We start from the raw sequence: 15,555 nt of genomic DNA, 5'->3' as shown, positions 1-15,555 counted from the left end.
CCCGCCGACCCGTGCCCTGGTCGACGATGTCGCGGAGTCGATCCGCGCCGCGGCCGCCGACCTGCACCGCTACCCGGACCGCGACGCGACCGCCCTGCGCACCGAGCTGGCCGCGTACCTGACCCGGCAGACGGGGGTGGCGGGGCGCCGGGTGGGCCCCGCGACAGCACGGATTCGGCGTCCGCGGGGGCCGTCGCCGTGACGCGCCCGGCCCCCTTCGTTCCCGCCTTCGAATCAGCCTACATGCCCAGATTCTCCCCCACCCGCCGCGGCGGGTGCGTCCGGCATACGGCCGGGCGTGAAGAACACGGCGAGCACACCGGCCACGACGCAGATCCCGGCGCACACCCACAGCATCACGCTCATGCCGCCGACGAACGCGGACTGGACCTGCTCGAGCATGTGCGCATCGCCCTTCGCATGAGCCACCGCGACACCGGCGCTCACACCGTCGGACACCGGCTCCCGGTCGTAAACGCCCAGCTCCGAACGGTATTGGTTGGCCAGCACCGTGCCCAGCACGGCGACGCCGATGGTGCCACCGGCCTGCCGCAGCGCCTGGATGAGCGCCGATCCGGAGCCGGACCGCTCCGGGGTCAGCTCCCCCATGGCCATGCCCATCGCCGCGGGCATCACGAAGCCCATTCCGGCGCCGAGCACCGTGATCCACGCCGCCGTATAGCCGTAGCCGCTGTCCGCCGAGGTCAGCGCGCCGAGCGCGAGCCCGGCCGCGAGAACCGTGAAGCCCGTCGTGAGCACGACCCGCAGGCCCACCCTGGACAACAGTTTGTCCGCGACCCGGGTGCCGACGACCAGCCCGCCGATCAGCGGCAGCAGCCGCAGCCCGCTCCCCAGCGAATCCGCGCCGAGCACCGCCTGGAAGTACTGCGGCACCGTGAAGAACATCCCGAACATGGCGAACTGCACCAGTATGGAATACCCTGTGCCCCATCGGAATCCGTGCGCGGCGAACAAATCCAGGTCGACCAGCGGATGCCGGATCCGCCGCTGCCAGAGCACGAACGCGCCGAGCACCACCACTCCGGCCGCCACGCTCGCCCAGGCGATGCCGTCGCCCCAGTCGCGCTCACCGAACCGGATGAAGCCGTAGGTGAGGGCGAGCATGCCGCCCGCCGACAGCACCACGCCGAGCAGGTCGATGCGGAATCGGTTGTCGCTGCGGGATTCCGGGACCAGCGAGGCGACCGCGATCAGTCCGATGATCACCAGCGGCAGGTTGATCAGGAAGACCGAACCCCACCAGTAGTGCTGCAGCAGCCAGCCGCCGACGATCGGCCCGAGCGGCAGTCCGATCGCCGTCGAGGTGACCCAAACGGTCAGGGCCCGTTGACGTTCCTCCTGCCGGGGGAACATCGCGGGCAGCACGGACATCGACAGGGGCATCATCGCCGCGGACGCGATGCCCAGCACCGCCCGCGCGGCGATGAGCTGCCCGGACGATGTCGCCAGCGCGCACCACAGCGAGGCGGCGCCGAACAGCGCGAGCGCGCCGAGCAGAAAACGCTTGCGGCCGTAGCGATCTCCCAGAGCGCCCGCCGGGAGCATGAACCCGGCCAGCGCCAGCGTGTACGCGGTCGTGAACCACTGCAGCGCAGCGGTATTCGCGTTCAGATCGACCGCCATCGTGGGCAACGCCACCACCAGCACCGTGGTATCCAGCCCGATGGTCAACATGGCGACGCTGAGCGCGGCCAACGCCAGCCACCGCGACTTGCCGCCACCGCCGACCGCTGCCGCGCCCCGTGCCGCGGTCGCGGTGACGCCTTCCTGCTCTGCCATCCCGAGGTCCCTTCTCTGCGCCGCGCCGGAGTTTCCCGCCGATGCCATTTTCATGACATGTCCACTCATTTGACTGCTACTGTTTTTTGATAGTAGCTCTCATTTTGGCGCCTCTGTCAATACCCCGCCGGTCGCACTGGCGACGCTTCGCAGCACGCCGGGCCGCCGCCGCATAAGCTCCGAGGTAATGAGTACGTGCATGTCCCGGCGCCTGCGCCGCCCCACCTCGTTCGCGGCCGCCGCGCTGGCAACCGCGCTCATCGGCGCCACCGCCCAGACCGGCAACGGCGACCAATACCCCGCCGGCCGCCCCGCCCCCCTCGGGTTCCCCTCGGCGCCCCCACCACCGCAGCTGGTGCTCGGGTTTGCCCCGGCACACGACGGAGCTGTTGTCGGTGTCGTGGCCGATGTCCGCGACCAGGCGGCCCTGACCGATGCTGTGAAGTTCGCCGAGGAAGCATTCGGGCGGCTGGACGCCGCCATTGCCGCAGCCGCGGTGGTTACCGGCGGCGGCCGCCCGCTCTGGGAAACCACCACATCGGACTGGACCCCGATGTTCGACATCGGCGTTCACGGCGTGGCCAACCTCGCTCGCGCCACTGTCCCCGCATTGCTGAGCCAAGGCCCGCCTCGCAGGGGCCGATTCATCGCCCTCGCCTCCGCCGCCGCACACCACGGCATGTGGCACCTGGCTGGCTACAACGCCGCCAAACACGCCGTTACCGGGCTGATCAAGGGTCTGGCCCACGACCTACGCGGCACCGGAGTTACGGCCGTCGCGGTCTCTCCCGGTTCCACTCGCACCGACCTGCTGATCGAGTCTGCCCGTCTCTACGGTCTCGACACTGTCGATGCGTTCGCATCGCATCAGCTGCTGGACCGCATCCTGGAACCCGAAGAGGTCGCCGCCGTCATCGCGTGGCTGTGCTTGCCCGAATCCAGCTGTGTCACAGGAAGTGTCATCCACGCCGACGGAGGCTTCCAGCCGTGAGACTGCACCTGGACGTGGGCGTGCGCCGATTCGACAACGGCCGCACCTTGCTCGGCGGCTCGCCGACACGCCTACTGCGACTAGGCACCTCGGGAGCTCGCCTACTGGACACGTGGCTGGACGGCAAGCCGGTCGACCCCAGGCCTCCTGCCCGGGCGCTGGTCCAACGGCTTATCGCCGCGGGGATTGTCCACCCCATTCCTGAGTCCGGATTACTCACGAATGCACTTGTGACGCTGATCGTTCCGGTCAAGGACAATCCCGAAGGCCTGGCCCGGCTCTATGCCGCGACCACCGAATTCGCCGACCGGATCGTCGTCGATGACGGCTCCCGAGATCCGGTTGCCGACGCCACGATTCGCCACCATCGCGCACGCGGCCCGGCGGCGGCCCGAAATTCCGGACTGCGCTGCACCGCAACGCCATTGGTGGCATTTCTCGACTCCGACACGGTCCCGAACCCGGGCTGGCTGGACACCATTCTCCCGTTGTTCGACGACCCCGCTGTCGCAGCCGTCGCCCCGCGCGTCCGATCACTGATCACCGGTCCGGTCGGTCGCTACGAGGCAAGCCATTCCGCCCTCGACATGGGCACCCTACCCGCACCCGTGCAGCCCGACGGGCGTGTCCGCTATGTGCCGTCCGCCGCACTGGTGGTCCGTGCCGAAGCTCTGCGTGCGGTGGGCGGGTTCGACGAATCCTTGCGCTTCGGCGAGGATGTCGACCTCATCTGGCGTTTGCTGGCCGCAGGCTTCTCGGTGCGCTACCAACCGCTGTCGACAGTCCACCACGAACCTCGCGGCACCATCGGTGCCTTCCTGCGCCAACGCTTCGACTACGGGACCTCGGCCGCCCCACTTGCTCGACGGCACCCCGGCCTTCTCAACGCCGTCCGACTGCCCGCCGTCGTCGGCGTGCAGTCTGTGCTGGCGGTCACCGGACACTTTGCGGCCGCGGCACTTCCGAGTGCCTTCACCAGCCTGCGGATGATCCGGCGGCTCCATAGCCGACATGTCCCGCTGCATACGGCGACCGTCCTGGCCGTGAACGGCCAAGTTGCGCTCCTCCGCCAGCTTGCCACCTGCCTGCGCCGCGTCTGGTGGCCGCTCGCGCTGTCCAGCAGACGCGGCAGGAGGCTACTTCTCGTCGCGTGTGCCGCCGCAGCGACGGAGTCACTCATGAAAAGCAGTAACGTGGCATTGCGTTTGGCAGACGATTTCGCCTACGGGCTCGGAGTCTGGACCGGATGCCTCCGCAACCGCACCCTGATTCCTCTCCTTCCCCGTTTTCACCGGAACGGGAGGGGATAGTGACCATGACCGAGTTCGCCAGCCTCCGCTCACCGGAAGTGCCCGACCGCGCCGTGCTCGCCGTGCCGCTCGGAGCCACCGAACAACACGGCCCGCATCTGCCGCTGAGTACCGACACCACCATTGCAATCGAACTCTGCTACCGGCTCGCCGCGGCGCTGCCCGGCATCGTCGTCGCACCTGCAATCCCTTACGGATCCAGCGGCGAACACGCCGATTTCCCCGGTACGCTGTCGATCGGCCGAGCAGCACTCGAACTGCTACTTGTCGAACTCGTTCGCTCTGCGGACCGGTTCATCGGTGTAGTGCTCGTCAACGGGCACGGCGGCAATCTTGATGCACTCAGTGCCGCGGCCGGAACGCTGCGCGGGGAAGGACGAAACGTCCTGGCGTGGTCACCGTCCGGTGCCAGCAACGACAGCCACGCCGGGCATGCGGAAACCTCGGTCATGCTCGAGTTGCGACCTGACACCGTCTCCGTCGACCGTGCCGAACCTGGCAACATCCGCCCGATGGGCGAGCTCATCGACCGCATGCGTGAGCACGGCGTCGCAGCCGTGAGCCGCAATGGAGTACTCGGCGACCCGACCGGCGCCAACGCCGACGACGGCAGATTTCACCTCGCCAGTTGGACCGAATCGCTCATCTCGGCGGTGAATCGATGGATGTCGCTCACATGTTGACCCGGCCGTTCGGACAGGATGCTGAACCGGGCTCGTGCGACAGCGAGAACTGTTTACTGCCAACCGATTTCGAGTGGATATGTGGCCGAGACCGATCGGGCGCCGACACCGTCGGCGTCTGTACGGCGAGTCAGGTCGTTACGGGGACCGCAATCCCGGATATTTGTCGCAGCAATCATGCAGACTACTCGTTGTGCGTTACTGGGAGGCCCCGATGTCAGCCATTCGATGGTGGCGCTCTTCACGCCCCATTGCGCCCTGGGCCACGAAGACGCTTCGGGATGTAGACATCCGGACCGTTCGATGGACCATCGTCAGTGTCCGGGCACTGGTCGTGGTGTCCGTCGCCGTGCTGCTGACCGTCGGGACGCACGATGTGCGCCAACACATGGGGTGGGCGTGGACGCTGTTGGCGATCGCGGTCGTCTATTCGCTCGCAGGTTTTTATGAGCCTGCAACAGAACTCGGAGGCGCGAAAGCCTCCGCCGTCGTCACCACACTCGATGGGGGATTCTCTCTCGCATTCATCGCAGTAACCGGAGGTGCAACGAGTCCTCTTGTGGGACTGTTGTTTTTGACCATCGTTGCCGCGGCGACACGATTGTCTCCCTTGAATACAGTGCTGGCATCCCTTGCGCTGAGCTTGGCGTACTTCATCCTCGCGCTTACCGTAAGCTCCTCGGTCGTACCGCCAGAGGTCAGATGGCAGGCGGGACTATGGTGGCCGGTGTATTTTTTGTTGACAGCCGCTCTGACAACAGTATTCACGCTTCTGACTCAGCGGGCCGCCCAAGCCCACGCCGAGGCGCTGGCCGAGGTCGTCGCAGAGCACTCCGCTGCCGAGGAGGAGCGTGACCTCCGCGCTCGGCTGCTGAAATCGTACGAAGCTCAAGAGACGGGTCTGCAGGTGATCCTGCACGAATTGCGAACGCCGATCTCTTCGTTGAAGGCGCTCGCCGATAACCAGGTCGCACACAATGACGTACCGTCGGCCAACGATCAGCGCATGAAAGAACTCATCGCAGCGCACGCAAGTCATCTGTCGGCAATGATGGATGCGCTGGGAGACGTCGCAGCGAGCCGCCGACCCACATTCAGTACCGGTCATCGGCAGGTGGTCGTTCTCCACGACTTTCTGGTCGCCACGGCCGACACCGTCGGCCTGGCGCCGCCCCAGCTTCGGCTGACGGTCTCGCCACCGGACACCGCATGCCGCTTCGACACCCAGCTGCTCCGACGCGTCATCACCAATCTGCTCGAGAATGCCTTCCGGCACGGACGGGGGAAGCCCGTCGATCTCATCGCTCGCGTCAGCTCATCCGAACTGCATATCGAGATCCTGGACCGTGGACCCGGCCTGCCGAGGGAGTTGACGGCCGATGTCACCGAGAAGTACGTGTCCGTCGGCGATCAGCGCGGTCGCGCGGGTCTCGGATTGTGGATCGCAGATCAGATCGTGTTGTCGCTCAACGGCCGGTTGAAATTCGGCGCACGAACGGGCGGCGGGCTCGCCGTATACCTCGACGTGCAGGTCGATCGCGTGGCGAGCGCTACGGCCACTACAGAGCAACTCTGACCGGACCTATAGCCCACGTTCGCTTAGCCTGGCCGGTCGGCCGCTCGGCTATGCCTGGCCGAGGCGCTGAAACTTGATCTTCGCTGCCCAACTGGGCGGGCCGAATGCTCGAAAATGCTCGATGCGCCAGATGCCACACCCCGGGTCCGTATGAACACCGTCATCGCTAACGACGCAGGCGGGAATTGAATCTGGCACCGGGGGGCCATACGTGGCACGCGCGGCAGGCGCGAGTGCGCCTTCCCGATGGTGATGATGGCCACATACATTGCTCGGATGTGACGGAGTCGAGAATTCATGAAGACAAAAGCTGCGGTTTTGTGGGGGCAGAACGAGAAGTGGCATATCGAGGAAGTCGAGCTGGACCCGCCGGGGCCCGGCGAGGTTCTCGTCAAACTTGTCGCCAGCGGACTGTGCCATTCTGACGAGCACCTGGTCACCGGGGATTTGCCGATTCCCTTCCCCATCGTTGGAGGGCACGAGGGCGCCGGCGTTATCGAGGCTGTGGGTGAGAATGTGGTCGACGTATCCGTGGGCGACCACGTTGTCATGATGTTCCTGCCCGCGTGCGGACGGTGCTCCTACTGTGTGCGCGGCATCGGCAACCTGTGCGACGCGGGTGCCGCGGTGATGCTCGGGCACCAACTGGACGGAACGTACCGGTTCCATGCCGGAGACGCGGATATCGGCCAGATGTGCCTGTTGGGAACTTTCTCAGAATACACAGTTGTCCCGGCCGTCTCGGTGGTGAAAGTCGACGACGATATCCCCCTGGAAAGGGCCGCCTTGGTCGGGTGCGGGGTGACCACCGGATACGGCAGCGCGGTTCGCACAGGTGAGGTCCGTGCAGGCGACGCTGTGGTTGTCGTCGGTGCCGGAGGTATCGGCATGAACGCTGTCCAGGGCGCGCGGATCGCGGGTGCCCGCATGATTATGGCCGTGGACCCGGTCGAGTTCAAGCGTACGAAAGCGCGTGAGTTCGGTGCTACTCACACTGCCGAATCCATCGATGAGGCGTGGAATGTGATCAGTGAGTTGACCTATGGAAGGCTCGCCGATGTCTGCGTCCTCACGACGGGCGTTGCCGAAGGTGTGGATATTGCACCGGCGCTCAGCATCGTGGGCAAGCGCGGTCGGGTCGTTGTCACTGCTATCGGCCATCCGGAGGAGCTGACCGTCTCCGCGAACCTCCTCGAACTGACGTTGTATGAGAAGCAACTACGAGGATCGCTGTTCGGATCTTCGAATGGCCAGCACGACATCCCTGTTCTGTTCGAACTCTACAGGCGCGGGGAGTTGAAGCTGGACGAATTGGTGACGACCGAATATGACCTCGATGATCTCAACCGCGGCTACGACGACATGCGATCAGGAAAGAACATCCGCGGCGTGATCCGTTACTGACCCAGCGACGATCGCAGTCGACTCGCATTTACGAAAGGCAATGAAATGGCACTCAATCGCGTTATCGAACATGGCAAACGGACCGGGTTCGGCAGCCTCAGTGAGGGCGGCTTGAGGATGGACTCGTTCTCGATGAAGCTGTTCCGGAAAGGAAACAAGAAGTTTTGGAATCCCGAATCCATCGATTTCTCTCAGGACGCCGAGGACTTCGCGGCTCTTACTGATGACGAGAAGCGGCTTACGTGCATTCTCGCTGCACAATTCATCGGCGGCGAAGAGTCGGTGACGCAGGATCTGCAACCGTTCATGGCGGCTATGGCGGCCGAAGGCAGGCTGGCCGACGAGGCCTATCTTTCGCAGTTCACCTTCGAGGAAGCCAAGCATATGCAGGCATTCCGATTGTGGTTCGATGCGGTGGGCCTCGGTCGAGACCTTCACGAGTACGTCGAGTACAGCGAGCCTTATCGGCGAATTTTCCTGGAAGAGCTGCCCAAGTCCCTGTACGCACTGACATCGGACCCGTCGTCGGCGGCCCAGATCCGTGCTTCGGTCACTTACAACCACGTGGTCGAGGGATGTCTCGCTCTCACCGGCTACTACGTCTGGGCAAAGGTTTGCAAGACCCGCAATATCCTGCCCGGAATGCAGACGGTGATCGGTCACATCGGTGACGATGAGCGCCGTCACATGGCCTGGGGGACTTTTACCTGCCGACGTCATGTCGCCGCCGATGACCGCAATTGGGATGTTGTCGACGAGCGCATGCAGGAATTGATGGAACCGGCTTTGCAGCTGATCGTCAATCTCTTCGAACCGTTCGACGAAATTCCTTTCGGCATCAGCGTCGACGACATGACCGACTACGGATTGGACAAGCTCAACCGTCGCCTCGAGTCGATCGAGAGTGCGCGGGGATGCCCGCCCGAAGAAATCGACGACGACTACTCGCCGATGCAGCTGGAAGACCAGTTCGCGGTAGAAGACGAAGAGGAGCTGGGTAAAGCCCTGTCGATCACCGGTGCTTAATGCGTCCAGCGACGCACTAGGTGCCACACGCTCGATCCACTTCGACCAGATACGCGAATCTCGAGGAATCTGCAATGACATCCGAAATCTCTGAATTCGACGTCGACATGTTATTCGTCGGCGCCGGCCCGGTCGGGCTCTTCGGCGCCTACTGTGCGGGGTTCCGTGGACTGAGCGTGGCGTTGATCGACGCATTGCCGGAGGTAGGTGGCCAGGTGCAGGCCATCTATCCGGAAAAGAACATCTATGACATTGCCGGCCTGCCGGGAGTCCAAGGACAGCAACTCATCCGAGGCCTCGTACAGCAGGCGGCAATGTTCTCGCCGAGATACTTCCTCTCCCAGCAGGCTGAACGCCTGGAACGCAGGGGCCAAGGGTGGCGAGTTTCGACCTCGGCCGGTGCCGTTATCGACGCACGGGCCGTGATAATCACATCCGGGGTCGGCGCTGTCACCCCGCGGCCGCTCGCGGCGGGGGAGGACTTCCTCGGTCGAGGATTGCGCTACTTTGTTCCCCAACTCGACGTCCTCGACGACAAAGACGTCGTCGTTGTCGGCGGCGGTGACTCGGCGGTGGACTGGGCGCTTGCCGCACTGTCGCGGGCCCGATCGGTCACGCTGGTACACAGGCGTGCGCAGTTCCGTGCCCACGAACACTCGGTTCGCCTCTTGCGCGAATCCGATTGTCAACTCCTTCTGAACGCCAACGTGTCGGAGCTGCGGGGCGAGGATCACCTCCGGTCCGTCGTGGTCGAGGTAGCCGGTGAGCCCGAGCGACTAGAAGTCGAGGCTCAAGTTGTGGTCGCCGCACTCGGATTCTTGATGAATCTGGGGCCGATCGCCAATTGGGGCCTCGAACTCGAGGGCCGCTCGATCAGAACGGATCGCACGATGCGGACGAGTCACCACAATATCTATGCTGCGGGAGATGCTGCGACGTTCGACGGGAAAGTCAAGTTGATTGCTGTCGGTTTCGGTGAGGTCGCTACTGCCGTGAACAATGCGGCGGTGGCGCTCGACCCGAGCGCATCCCTGGCGCCAGGGCATTCGAGTGATCTCATGATTCCGCAGCTTGCCGAAGTGTGAACCGAGAGCGCAGTCTGTCGATCTACCAAAGTAAGGAAGTGTGTAACTTATGGCATTCGTCATCGGAGAGCCGTGTGTCGATGTTATGGACAAATCTTGTATTGAAGAATGTCCGGTCGACTGCATCTACGAAGGCGGCAGGATGCTCTATATTCATCAAAGCGAATGCATCGACTGCGGTGCTTGTGAGCCGGTTTGCCCCGTCAGCGCGATCCGACCGGCGCAGAAAGTAGACGAGGCGTGGAAGCCATTTCAGGAATCTTCGCGAGAAGTATCCAAGATGCTTGGAAATCCCGCTGGCTCGGAGAACGTCGACCTTCCGATCGAGGATTCCGACTATGTGAAGAAACTAGAAAAGAAAGTGTGACCGAATGCCCGCACATCGATACGGTCATACGAACCGTAATTCACCGCCACCGCCCCATATGATGGACAAGTAGTAAAGGAATATTGACATGGGTGTCTTCAAGGATGATGTAGAGCTTTACAAATACATCGGAAGGGTTTTCGAGAAGGGATTTGCCGACGCGAAGATCGAACCCAAGCTGTCTGCATCGGATGCGGTGCTGCGGATCCATTACACGGACCCGGAGGCCACGCTCACGGTAGATTTTCCCAACGGGAAGGTAATCGAGGGAGCAAACGATTTGCAGCCGGATGTCGAAATGTTCATGACCGCAGACATCGGAAATGCATTTTGGCAGGGCAAGGTGAACCTGTCCATAGCCATGGCCAAGGGGCAGGTTCGGGCGAAGGGACCTGTGCAGAAGATTCTCAAGCTGGTTCCGACCGCAAAACTGCTCTTCCCGGCCTACAACGCGCTGCTCGAGGCAGACGACCGGAACGATCTGCGACTGAATTAGGACCGGACCCGGGCGGGGGGCTGACGACGGCAAAGGCCAGAGCAGCTCCTCGACCGGCCAGAACCCTCGAAAACGCACTCATGCCCGATACAGGACTGCGCAATGACCTCTCCGCAAGCTGCCCTCGGACAACACCCGGATCCACGCGAGTTCGGGTGGCCAGTCACGGATACGGGGCAACAGCTTCTCCTGTCGGCTGTCAGCGGGTTCTGCGGCATCAGCGTTCCACGCCCGATAGGTGATCGAATGCTCGACATAGTCCGAGACGCCCGATGTCAAGGCCCCGTGGTCGGCACACCCCATGTGCGTCAACCTCGTTACACCTTTCTGGCCGAGTCCGACATGGTCATTGATCCAGTCGAAGTCGCCGTTCGGGGCGGGGTCCTACTGCTGCCGCCGAGTCGAATCGCGCTCCCGCCGTCACCGATGTCCAACGGCCTGGCAGTCTACTGGGTCAATGCTCCGACCCCGGCTCGCCGATGGTTGCCCAATCTCTCGACCATCGTTTGGGCGCTCAACAACTGCACGCGTCCGATGGGGCGGCCCGACTCGAAGGGCCGACCATGATCGAAGCGCTGACTGTGCTGGCACCTATTGCGGCCTTCCAGCTGTTCCCGATTCTCATACCCGCGTCGGTCCACCTCGCCGGGTACCTGCACGAACCTTGGCGACATCGACCATCGCGCGAGTCCGGAGCGGATGGGCGTGATGGTGCGTAACGGTTCTGCGGGAGTTGACGGTCGGATTCCGCCTCACAGGCGCATGCGGGTACGGCGATGCTGTCACCGAGGAGTTCGCACCGGGCAGTTGTCACGCAAGGGTGATGGGCGGGTCGGTGCCGCGCGATATCAGCGAGTGCACCTCAAGGGTGGCGTCCCAGCGCCACCACCGGCAAGCATGATCGCTGCCGATTGCGAAAGGATCCACCGATGAGTACGACGACCATCATGACCGCCGACGCGGCGATCGCCGCTTTGGGCCGTGGTGAAATCGCCTGGAGCCGCGCTAGTTTGCCACACCGAAGGCAACTTTTGGAACGGCTGCATGCCAACACTGCCACGCATGCCGATGAATGGGTCGCTACCGCCGCGAGGATCAAGGGGCTGCCCGCCGATTCGAAACTGATCGGCGAGGAATGGGCCAGTGGGCCGTATGCGCTGCTCACTGCGATAGCGGCACTGGTCGAGACAGTGCGCGCGCTGGAGAATGGACGAAGCCCCGTCGACGGCTACCCCGTCCGCCGAGCGCCCGGTGACCGTCTAGCGGTCGAGGTATTCCCTCACGGGATGTTCGACTGGTTGCTGCTCAACGGATTCCGTGCTGAGATCTGGACGCGCCCCGGGATCGACAGCTCGACCCTACGGGCTCGTGCCGGGCTGGGGCAACTGCTGCCATATCGGACTGGCGGGATCGGTGTTGTGCTCGGCGCGGGGAACATCTTTTCCATCGCACCGCTGGATGTGCTGTATCAGATGATGGCCGACAATCGCGTTGTCGCGCTGAAACTCAACCCGATCACCGACCCGCTGCTGCCGGTGCTGGAGAAGATCTTCGCTCCGGCAATCGAGCGGGGTTTCGTCCGAATCCTTACCGGTGGCGCTGATGTCGGCAGTGCGCTGGTGAACCATCCTGACGTGGCTGCGGTCCATTTGACCGGCAGTTCGTATACCCATGATGCCATCGTTTGGGGTGTCGGAGCCGACGCAGAGCGACGCCGGATGTCGGGAAAACCGTTGCTGGACAAGCCGATCACCAGCGAGCTGGGGGGAGTGTCGCCAACGATCGTGGTACCGGGACGGTGGTCGAGGGCGGATTTGCGGTTCCAAGCCGAGCACCTGGCCACCCAGCGGTTGCACAACAACGGCTACAACTGCATTGCCACTCAAGTCGCGGTGATCAGCGCCGATTGGCCGCAGAAGCAGCAGTTTCTTGCCGAACTCCGCGCGGCCCTCAAACGCGCGCCCCAGCGCAAGGACTACTACCCTGGCTCGGCCGATCGGGTCGCTACGGCACGACGCGTCTACCCTGATGCTGAGGCGATCGGCGCCCGTACCCTCGTTGAGGGATTGTTGCCGATTAAGGACGAGCACGCGCTGCGTATCGAATACTTCGCACCGGTACTCGGTGTCATCGAACTCCCCGGCGGCGCCGGAGAATTTCTCGCAGAAGCGGTCCGGGTATGCAATACCGCGATCGACGGCACTCTCGGCATCAACGTGATCGCTCATCCGCGCACAATCAAGACTTTAGGCGACGATTTCGAAGCTGCCATCGAGCAATTGCGGTACGGCACCATCGCGATCAACACGTGGACCGGATTCGGATACTTGACCCCGCGTGCGACGTGGGGCGCTTTCCCGGGGCACACCCTCGAGGATATTCAAAGCGGACTCGGTGTGGTGCACAATGCTCTGCTGATCGATGAGCCGGAACGCACCGTCCTGCGGGGGCCATTCCGTCCAGCCCCGCGATCGCTCGTGGACCGCGAGTTCACACTCTCACCGAAGCCGGCGTGGTTCGTAACGAACCGCACGGGGGCTGTCACTCTACGGCGGCTGACCAACTTTGCGAAGAGGCCGAGGCTTGCCGCCTTGCCTGGAATTTTCGCGTCCGCTCTGCGCGGTTGACAACACCGCTGTGAGCTGCTAGCCACATTTCGAAAGAGAACAACCGAGTATGAACGCCCTCAGCCCGCAAGCGCCACTGCCGACTCCCAGATCGACCGGACCTGACTCGAAAAGCGCTTCCATGGCCGCCATGGTAGAGCTTCCGTCCGAAGGTGATGTACACCTGCGGATCTGGCTTGCGGGCTTGGCTTTCGACTACGCAGCCGCAGGTGATGCAGTAAGGAATCTACTTCACGATTGGCACCGAAAGCCATGGTATGCAATCGAATTGATTCACGACACGATCGACAATTGTCGGCTACTGCCACGCCTGCCATGCGAACGACTATTTCTCGGACCGTGACCAGCGGCCTCCAGGCCCTCGGATGCCGATCGACCCATCAAGGGCCATCTGAATAGGAGAGTACGGCGTTCGTCCCCGGTCTGCTTCTCGGGACCGTGCCGAGTACGTGCCAACACGGGTCCTGATGGCAGAAGCCGCGTGACCTTTCGGCACCGACCACAAGCTGCCTGTCCGTTACACCGACGCGTGCCGCACTACTTCCGCCCCAACTCGGACAAAGGAGAACCGCAGTGACCAATCTGGCGCTCAACCTCACAGAGACCGCACGCCGCCGACCCGACGAAATCGCTCTTCGCTTGGACGAAACCGAGGTTTCGTACGCGATGCTCGATGCCGCGAGTGCCCGTCTGGCAGGATGGCTCGTATCGCGCGGGCTGCGGCCTGGCGATCGCGTCGGCATCATGCTGCCCAACGTTCCGTACTTCGCAATTGTCTACTACGGCATACTGCGGGCCGGCGGTGTGGTCGTGCCGATGAATGTGCTGCTGAAGGAGCGTGAGACATCGTTCCTTCTGTCGGACTCCGGGGCTCGCCTGGTTTTCGCGTGGCACGCCTTCGAATCGGCTGCGGCGGCGGGCGCGGAGTCCGCAGGGGCGAAGTGCATCGCCGTGACCCCTGGGGACTTCGAAACGCTACTCGCCTCGGTCGAGCCTGCCGTCGCACTGGTCGACCGAGGCGACACCGATACTGCGGTGATCCTCTATACGTCGGGGACGACCGGAGTGCCGAAAGGCGCTGAGCTGACACATGCCAACTTGCGTCGTAACGTCCAAACGGTCGTCGATATGTTGCGGCTCACAGCCTCGGATGTGGTGCTCGGCGCGCTGCCGTTGTTTCACGCCTTCGGGCAAACGGCCGGGCTCAACGCATCGGTGGCTGCTGGCAGCTGCTTGACCCTGATCCCTCGATTCTCTCCGGAGAAGGCATTCGAAATCGTTGAACGCGACCATGTTACGGTTTTCGAGGGTGTGCCGACCATGTTCACCGCTCTGCTGCACCACAACGACCGACGCGCGATGCCATCGCTGCGGTTGTGTGTCTCCGGCGGTGCTGCGATACCGGTCGAAGTGCTGCGCGGATTCGAGGACACGTTCGGTTCCGCGGTGCTCGAAGGCTATGGACTCAGCGAAACGTCGCCGGTCGCAGCGTTAAACCATCCAGACCGCGTGCGCAAGCCTGGGTCGATCGGTACACCAGTCGCCGGTGTCGAGATGACGCTGCTCGCGCCCAACGAAGACGGGATCGGTGAAATCGCGATCCGCGGCCACAACGTCATGAAGGGCTACTGGAATCGGCCCGAGGCGACGGCCGCGGTGTTGGATGCCGAGGGCTGGTTCCGCACCGGTGACCTGGCCCGAGTTGATGACGACGGGTACTACTTCATCGTCGACCGGGTGAAGGACATGATCATCCGCGGCGGGTACAACGTCTACCCTCGAGAGGTCGAAGAAGTGCTCTACGAACATCCCGCCGTGCGTGAGGTCGCGGTTGTAGGCATCCCGGACGACCTGCTCGGCAGCGAAGTCGGTGCGGCCGTTGTGTTGATGCCCGGCGCCGAGCCGAACGAATCGGCGATTCGCGAATTCGTCAAAGATCGAGTAGCGGGCTATAAGTACCCCCGGCGCATCTGGTTCGTCGACGAGCTGCCCAAGGGCCCGACGGGCAAGATCCTCAAACGCTCGATCGCCATCGCTGCGGAGCCACTGTAACTCTGACCCAATACTCCAGCATCACCTCGGGATAGAGGTCCCCTGATCACTACAGGCTCTGCGGTCATCGAGATCGATGGCGAGCATCCAACCTGCGTCGCCGAGTCGGCCTGTCTCTACCTGTACCCGGTTTCACGC

The 15,555-nt window shown here is 63.3% G+C and carries 12 protein-coding genes and 1 pseudogene; 12 read left to right on the top strand and 1 reads right to left on the bottom strand.

What is annotated here, in order from left to right:
• A pseudogene (locus QH290_RS20515) lies at positions 1–139 on the top strand (histidinol-phosphate transaminase); the annotation flags it as partial.
• A 95-nt stretch (positions 140–234) separates the two neighbouring features.
• Here the strand turns inward: QH290_RS20515 and QH290_RS20510 are convergent.
• Positions 235–1,800 carry an MFS transporter gene (locus QH290_RS20510; RefSeq protein WP_280384519.1) on the bottom strand — a complete coding sequence of 522 codons (1,566 nt, stop codon included), beginning with the start codon at positions 1,798–1,800 and terminating at the stop codon, positions 235–237.
• 199 nt (positions 1,801–1,999) lie between these two features.
• Here QH290_RS20510 and QH290_RS20505 point away from each other — a divergent pair, with 199 nt between their 5' ends.
• The 11 genes from QH290_RS20505 to QH290_RS20455 all read left to right on the top strand — a co-directional run bounded on the left by QH290_RS20505 (position 2,000) and on the right by QH290_RS20455 (position 15,417).
• Positions 2,000–2,791: a mycofactocin-coupled SDR family oxidoreductase gene (locus QH290_RS20505; protein ID WP_280384518.1), complete on the top strand. Its 792-nt coding sequence runs from the start codon at positions 2,000–2,002 to the stop codon at positions 2,789–2,791.
• Positions 2,788–4,101 carry a mycofactocin biosynthesis glycosyltransferase MftF gene (gene mftF, locus QH290_RS20500; RefSeq protein WP_280267283.1) on the top strand — a complete coding sequence of 438 codons (1,314 nt, stop codon included), beginning with the start codon at positions 2,788–2,790 and terminating at the stop codon, positions 4,099–4,101. Before QH290_RS20505 ends, mftF begins: the two co-directional genes overlap by 4 nt.
• A gap of 5 nt (positions 4,102–4,106) precedes the next feature.
• Positions 4,107–4,784, top strand: a complete 678-nt coding sequence (gene mftE / locus QH290_RS20495) for a mycofactocin biosynthesis peptidyl-dipeptidase MftE (RefSeq protein ID WP_280267284.1) — start codon at positions 4,107–4,109, stop codon at positions 4,782–4,784.
• A gap of 214 nt (positions 4,785–4,998) precedes the next feature.
• Positions 4,999–6,360, top strand: a complete 1,362-nt coding sequence (locus tag QH290_RS20490) for a sensor histidine kinase (protein WP_280267285.1) — start codon at positions 4,999–5,001, stop codon at positions 6,358–6,360.
• A 297-nt stretch (positions 6,361–6,657) separates the two neighbouring features.
• Entirely contained in the window at positions 6,658–7,764 is a 1,107-nt protein-coding gene (locus QH290_RS20485; RefSeq protein WP_280267286.1) for an NDMA-dependent alcohol dehydrogenase, read from the top strand.
• A gap of 45 nt (positions 7,765–7,809) precedes the next feature.
• Positions 7,810–8,790 (top strand): R2-like ligand-binding oxidase, encoded by a 981-nt coding sequence (locus QH290_RS20480; RefSeq protein ID WP_280267287.1) that lies wholly within the window; start codon positions 7,810–7,812, stop codon positions 8,788–8,790.
• A 74-nt stretch (positions 8,791–8,864) separates the two neighbouring features.
• Positions 8,865–9,875, top strand: a complete 1,011-nt coding sequence (locus QH290_RS20475; RefSeq protein ID WP_280267288.1) for an NAD(P)/FAD-dependent oxidoreductase — start codon at positions 8,865–8,867, stop codon at positions 9,873–9,875.
• Positions 9,876–9,924: 49 nt separating this feature from the next.
• Positions 9,925–10,242: a ferredoxin gene (gene fdxA / locus QH290_RS20470; protein ID WP_280267289.1), complete on the top strand. Its 318-nt coding sequence runs from the start codon at positions 9,925–9,927 to the stop codon at positions 10,240–10,242.
• A gap of 88 nt (positions 10,243–10,330) precedes the next feature.
• Positions 10,331–10,738 carry an SCP2 sterol-binding domain-containing protein gene (locus QH290_RS20465; RefSeq protein ID WP_280267290.1) on the top strand — a complete coding sequence of 136 codons (408 nt, stop codon included), beginning with the start codon at positions 10,331–10,333 and terminating at the stop codon, positions 10,736–10,738.
• A gap of 929 nt (positions 10,739–11,667) precedes the next feature.
• Positions 11,668–13,365 carry an aldehyde dehydrogenase family protein gene (locus QH290_RS20460; protein WP_280267291.1) on the top strand — a complete coding sequence of 566 codons (1,698 nt, stop codon included), beginning with the start codon at positions 11,668–11,670 and terminating at the stop codon, positions 13,363–13,365.
• Positions 13,366–13,938: 573 nt separating this feature from the next.
• The gene (locus QH290_RS20455) at positions 13,939–15,417 is read left to right on the top strand and encodes a long-chain-fatty-acid--CoA ligase (RefSeq protein ID WP_280267292.1); all 1,479 of its coding nucleotides are present in this window, start codon (positions 13,939–13,941) and stop codon (positions 15,415–15,417) included.
• Positions 15,418–15,555 lie beyond the last annotated feature (138 nt).

Source organism: Nocardia wallacei, assembly GCF_029869545.1.
Taxonomy (GTDB): domain Bacteria; phylum Actinomycetota; class Actinomycetes; order Mycobacteriales; family Mycobacteriaceae; genus Nocardia; species Nocardia wallacei_A.
This window is presented reverse-complemented; position numbering and strand designations above follow the sequence as displayed.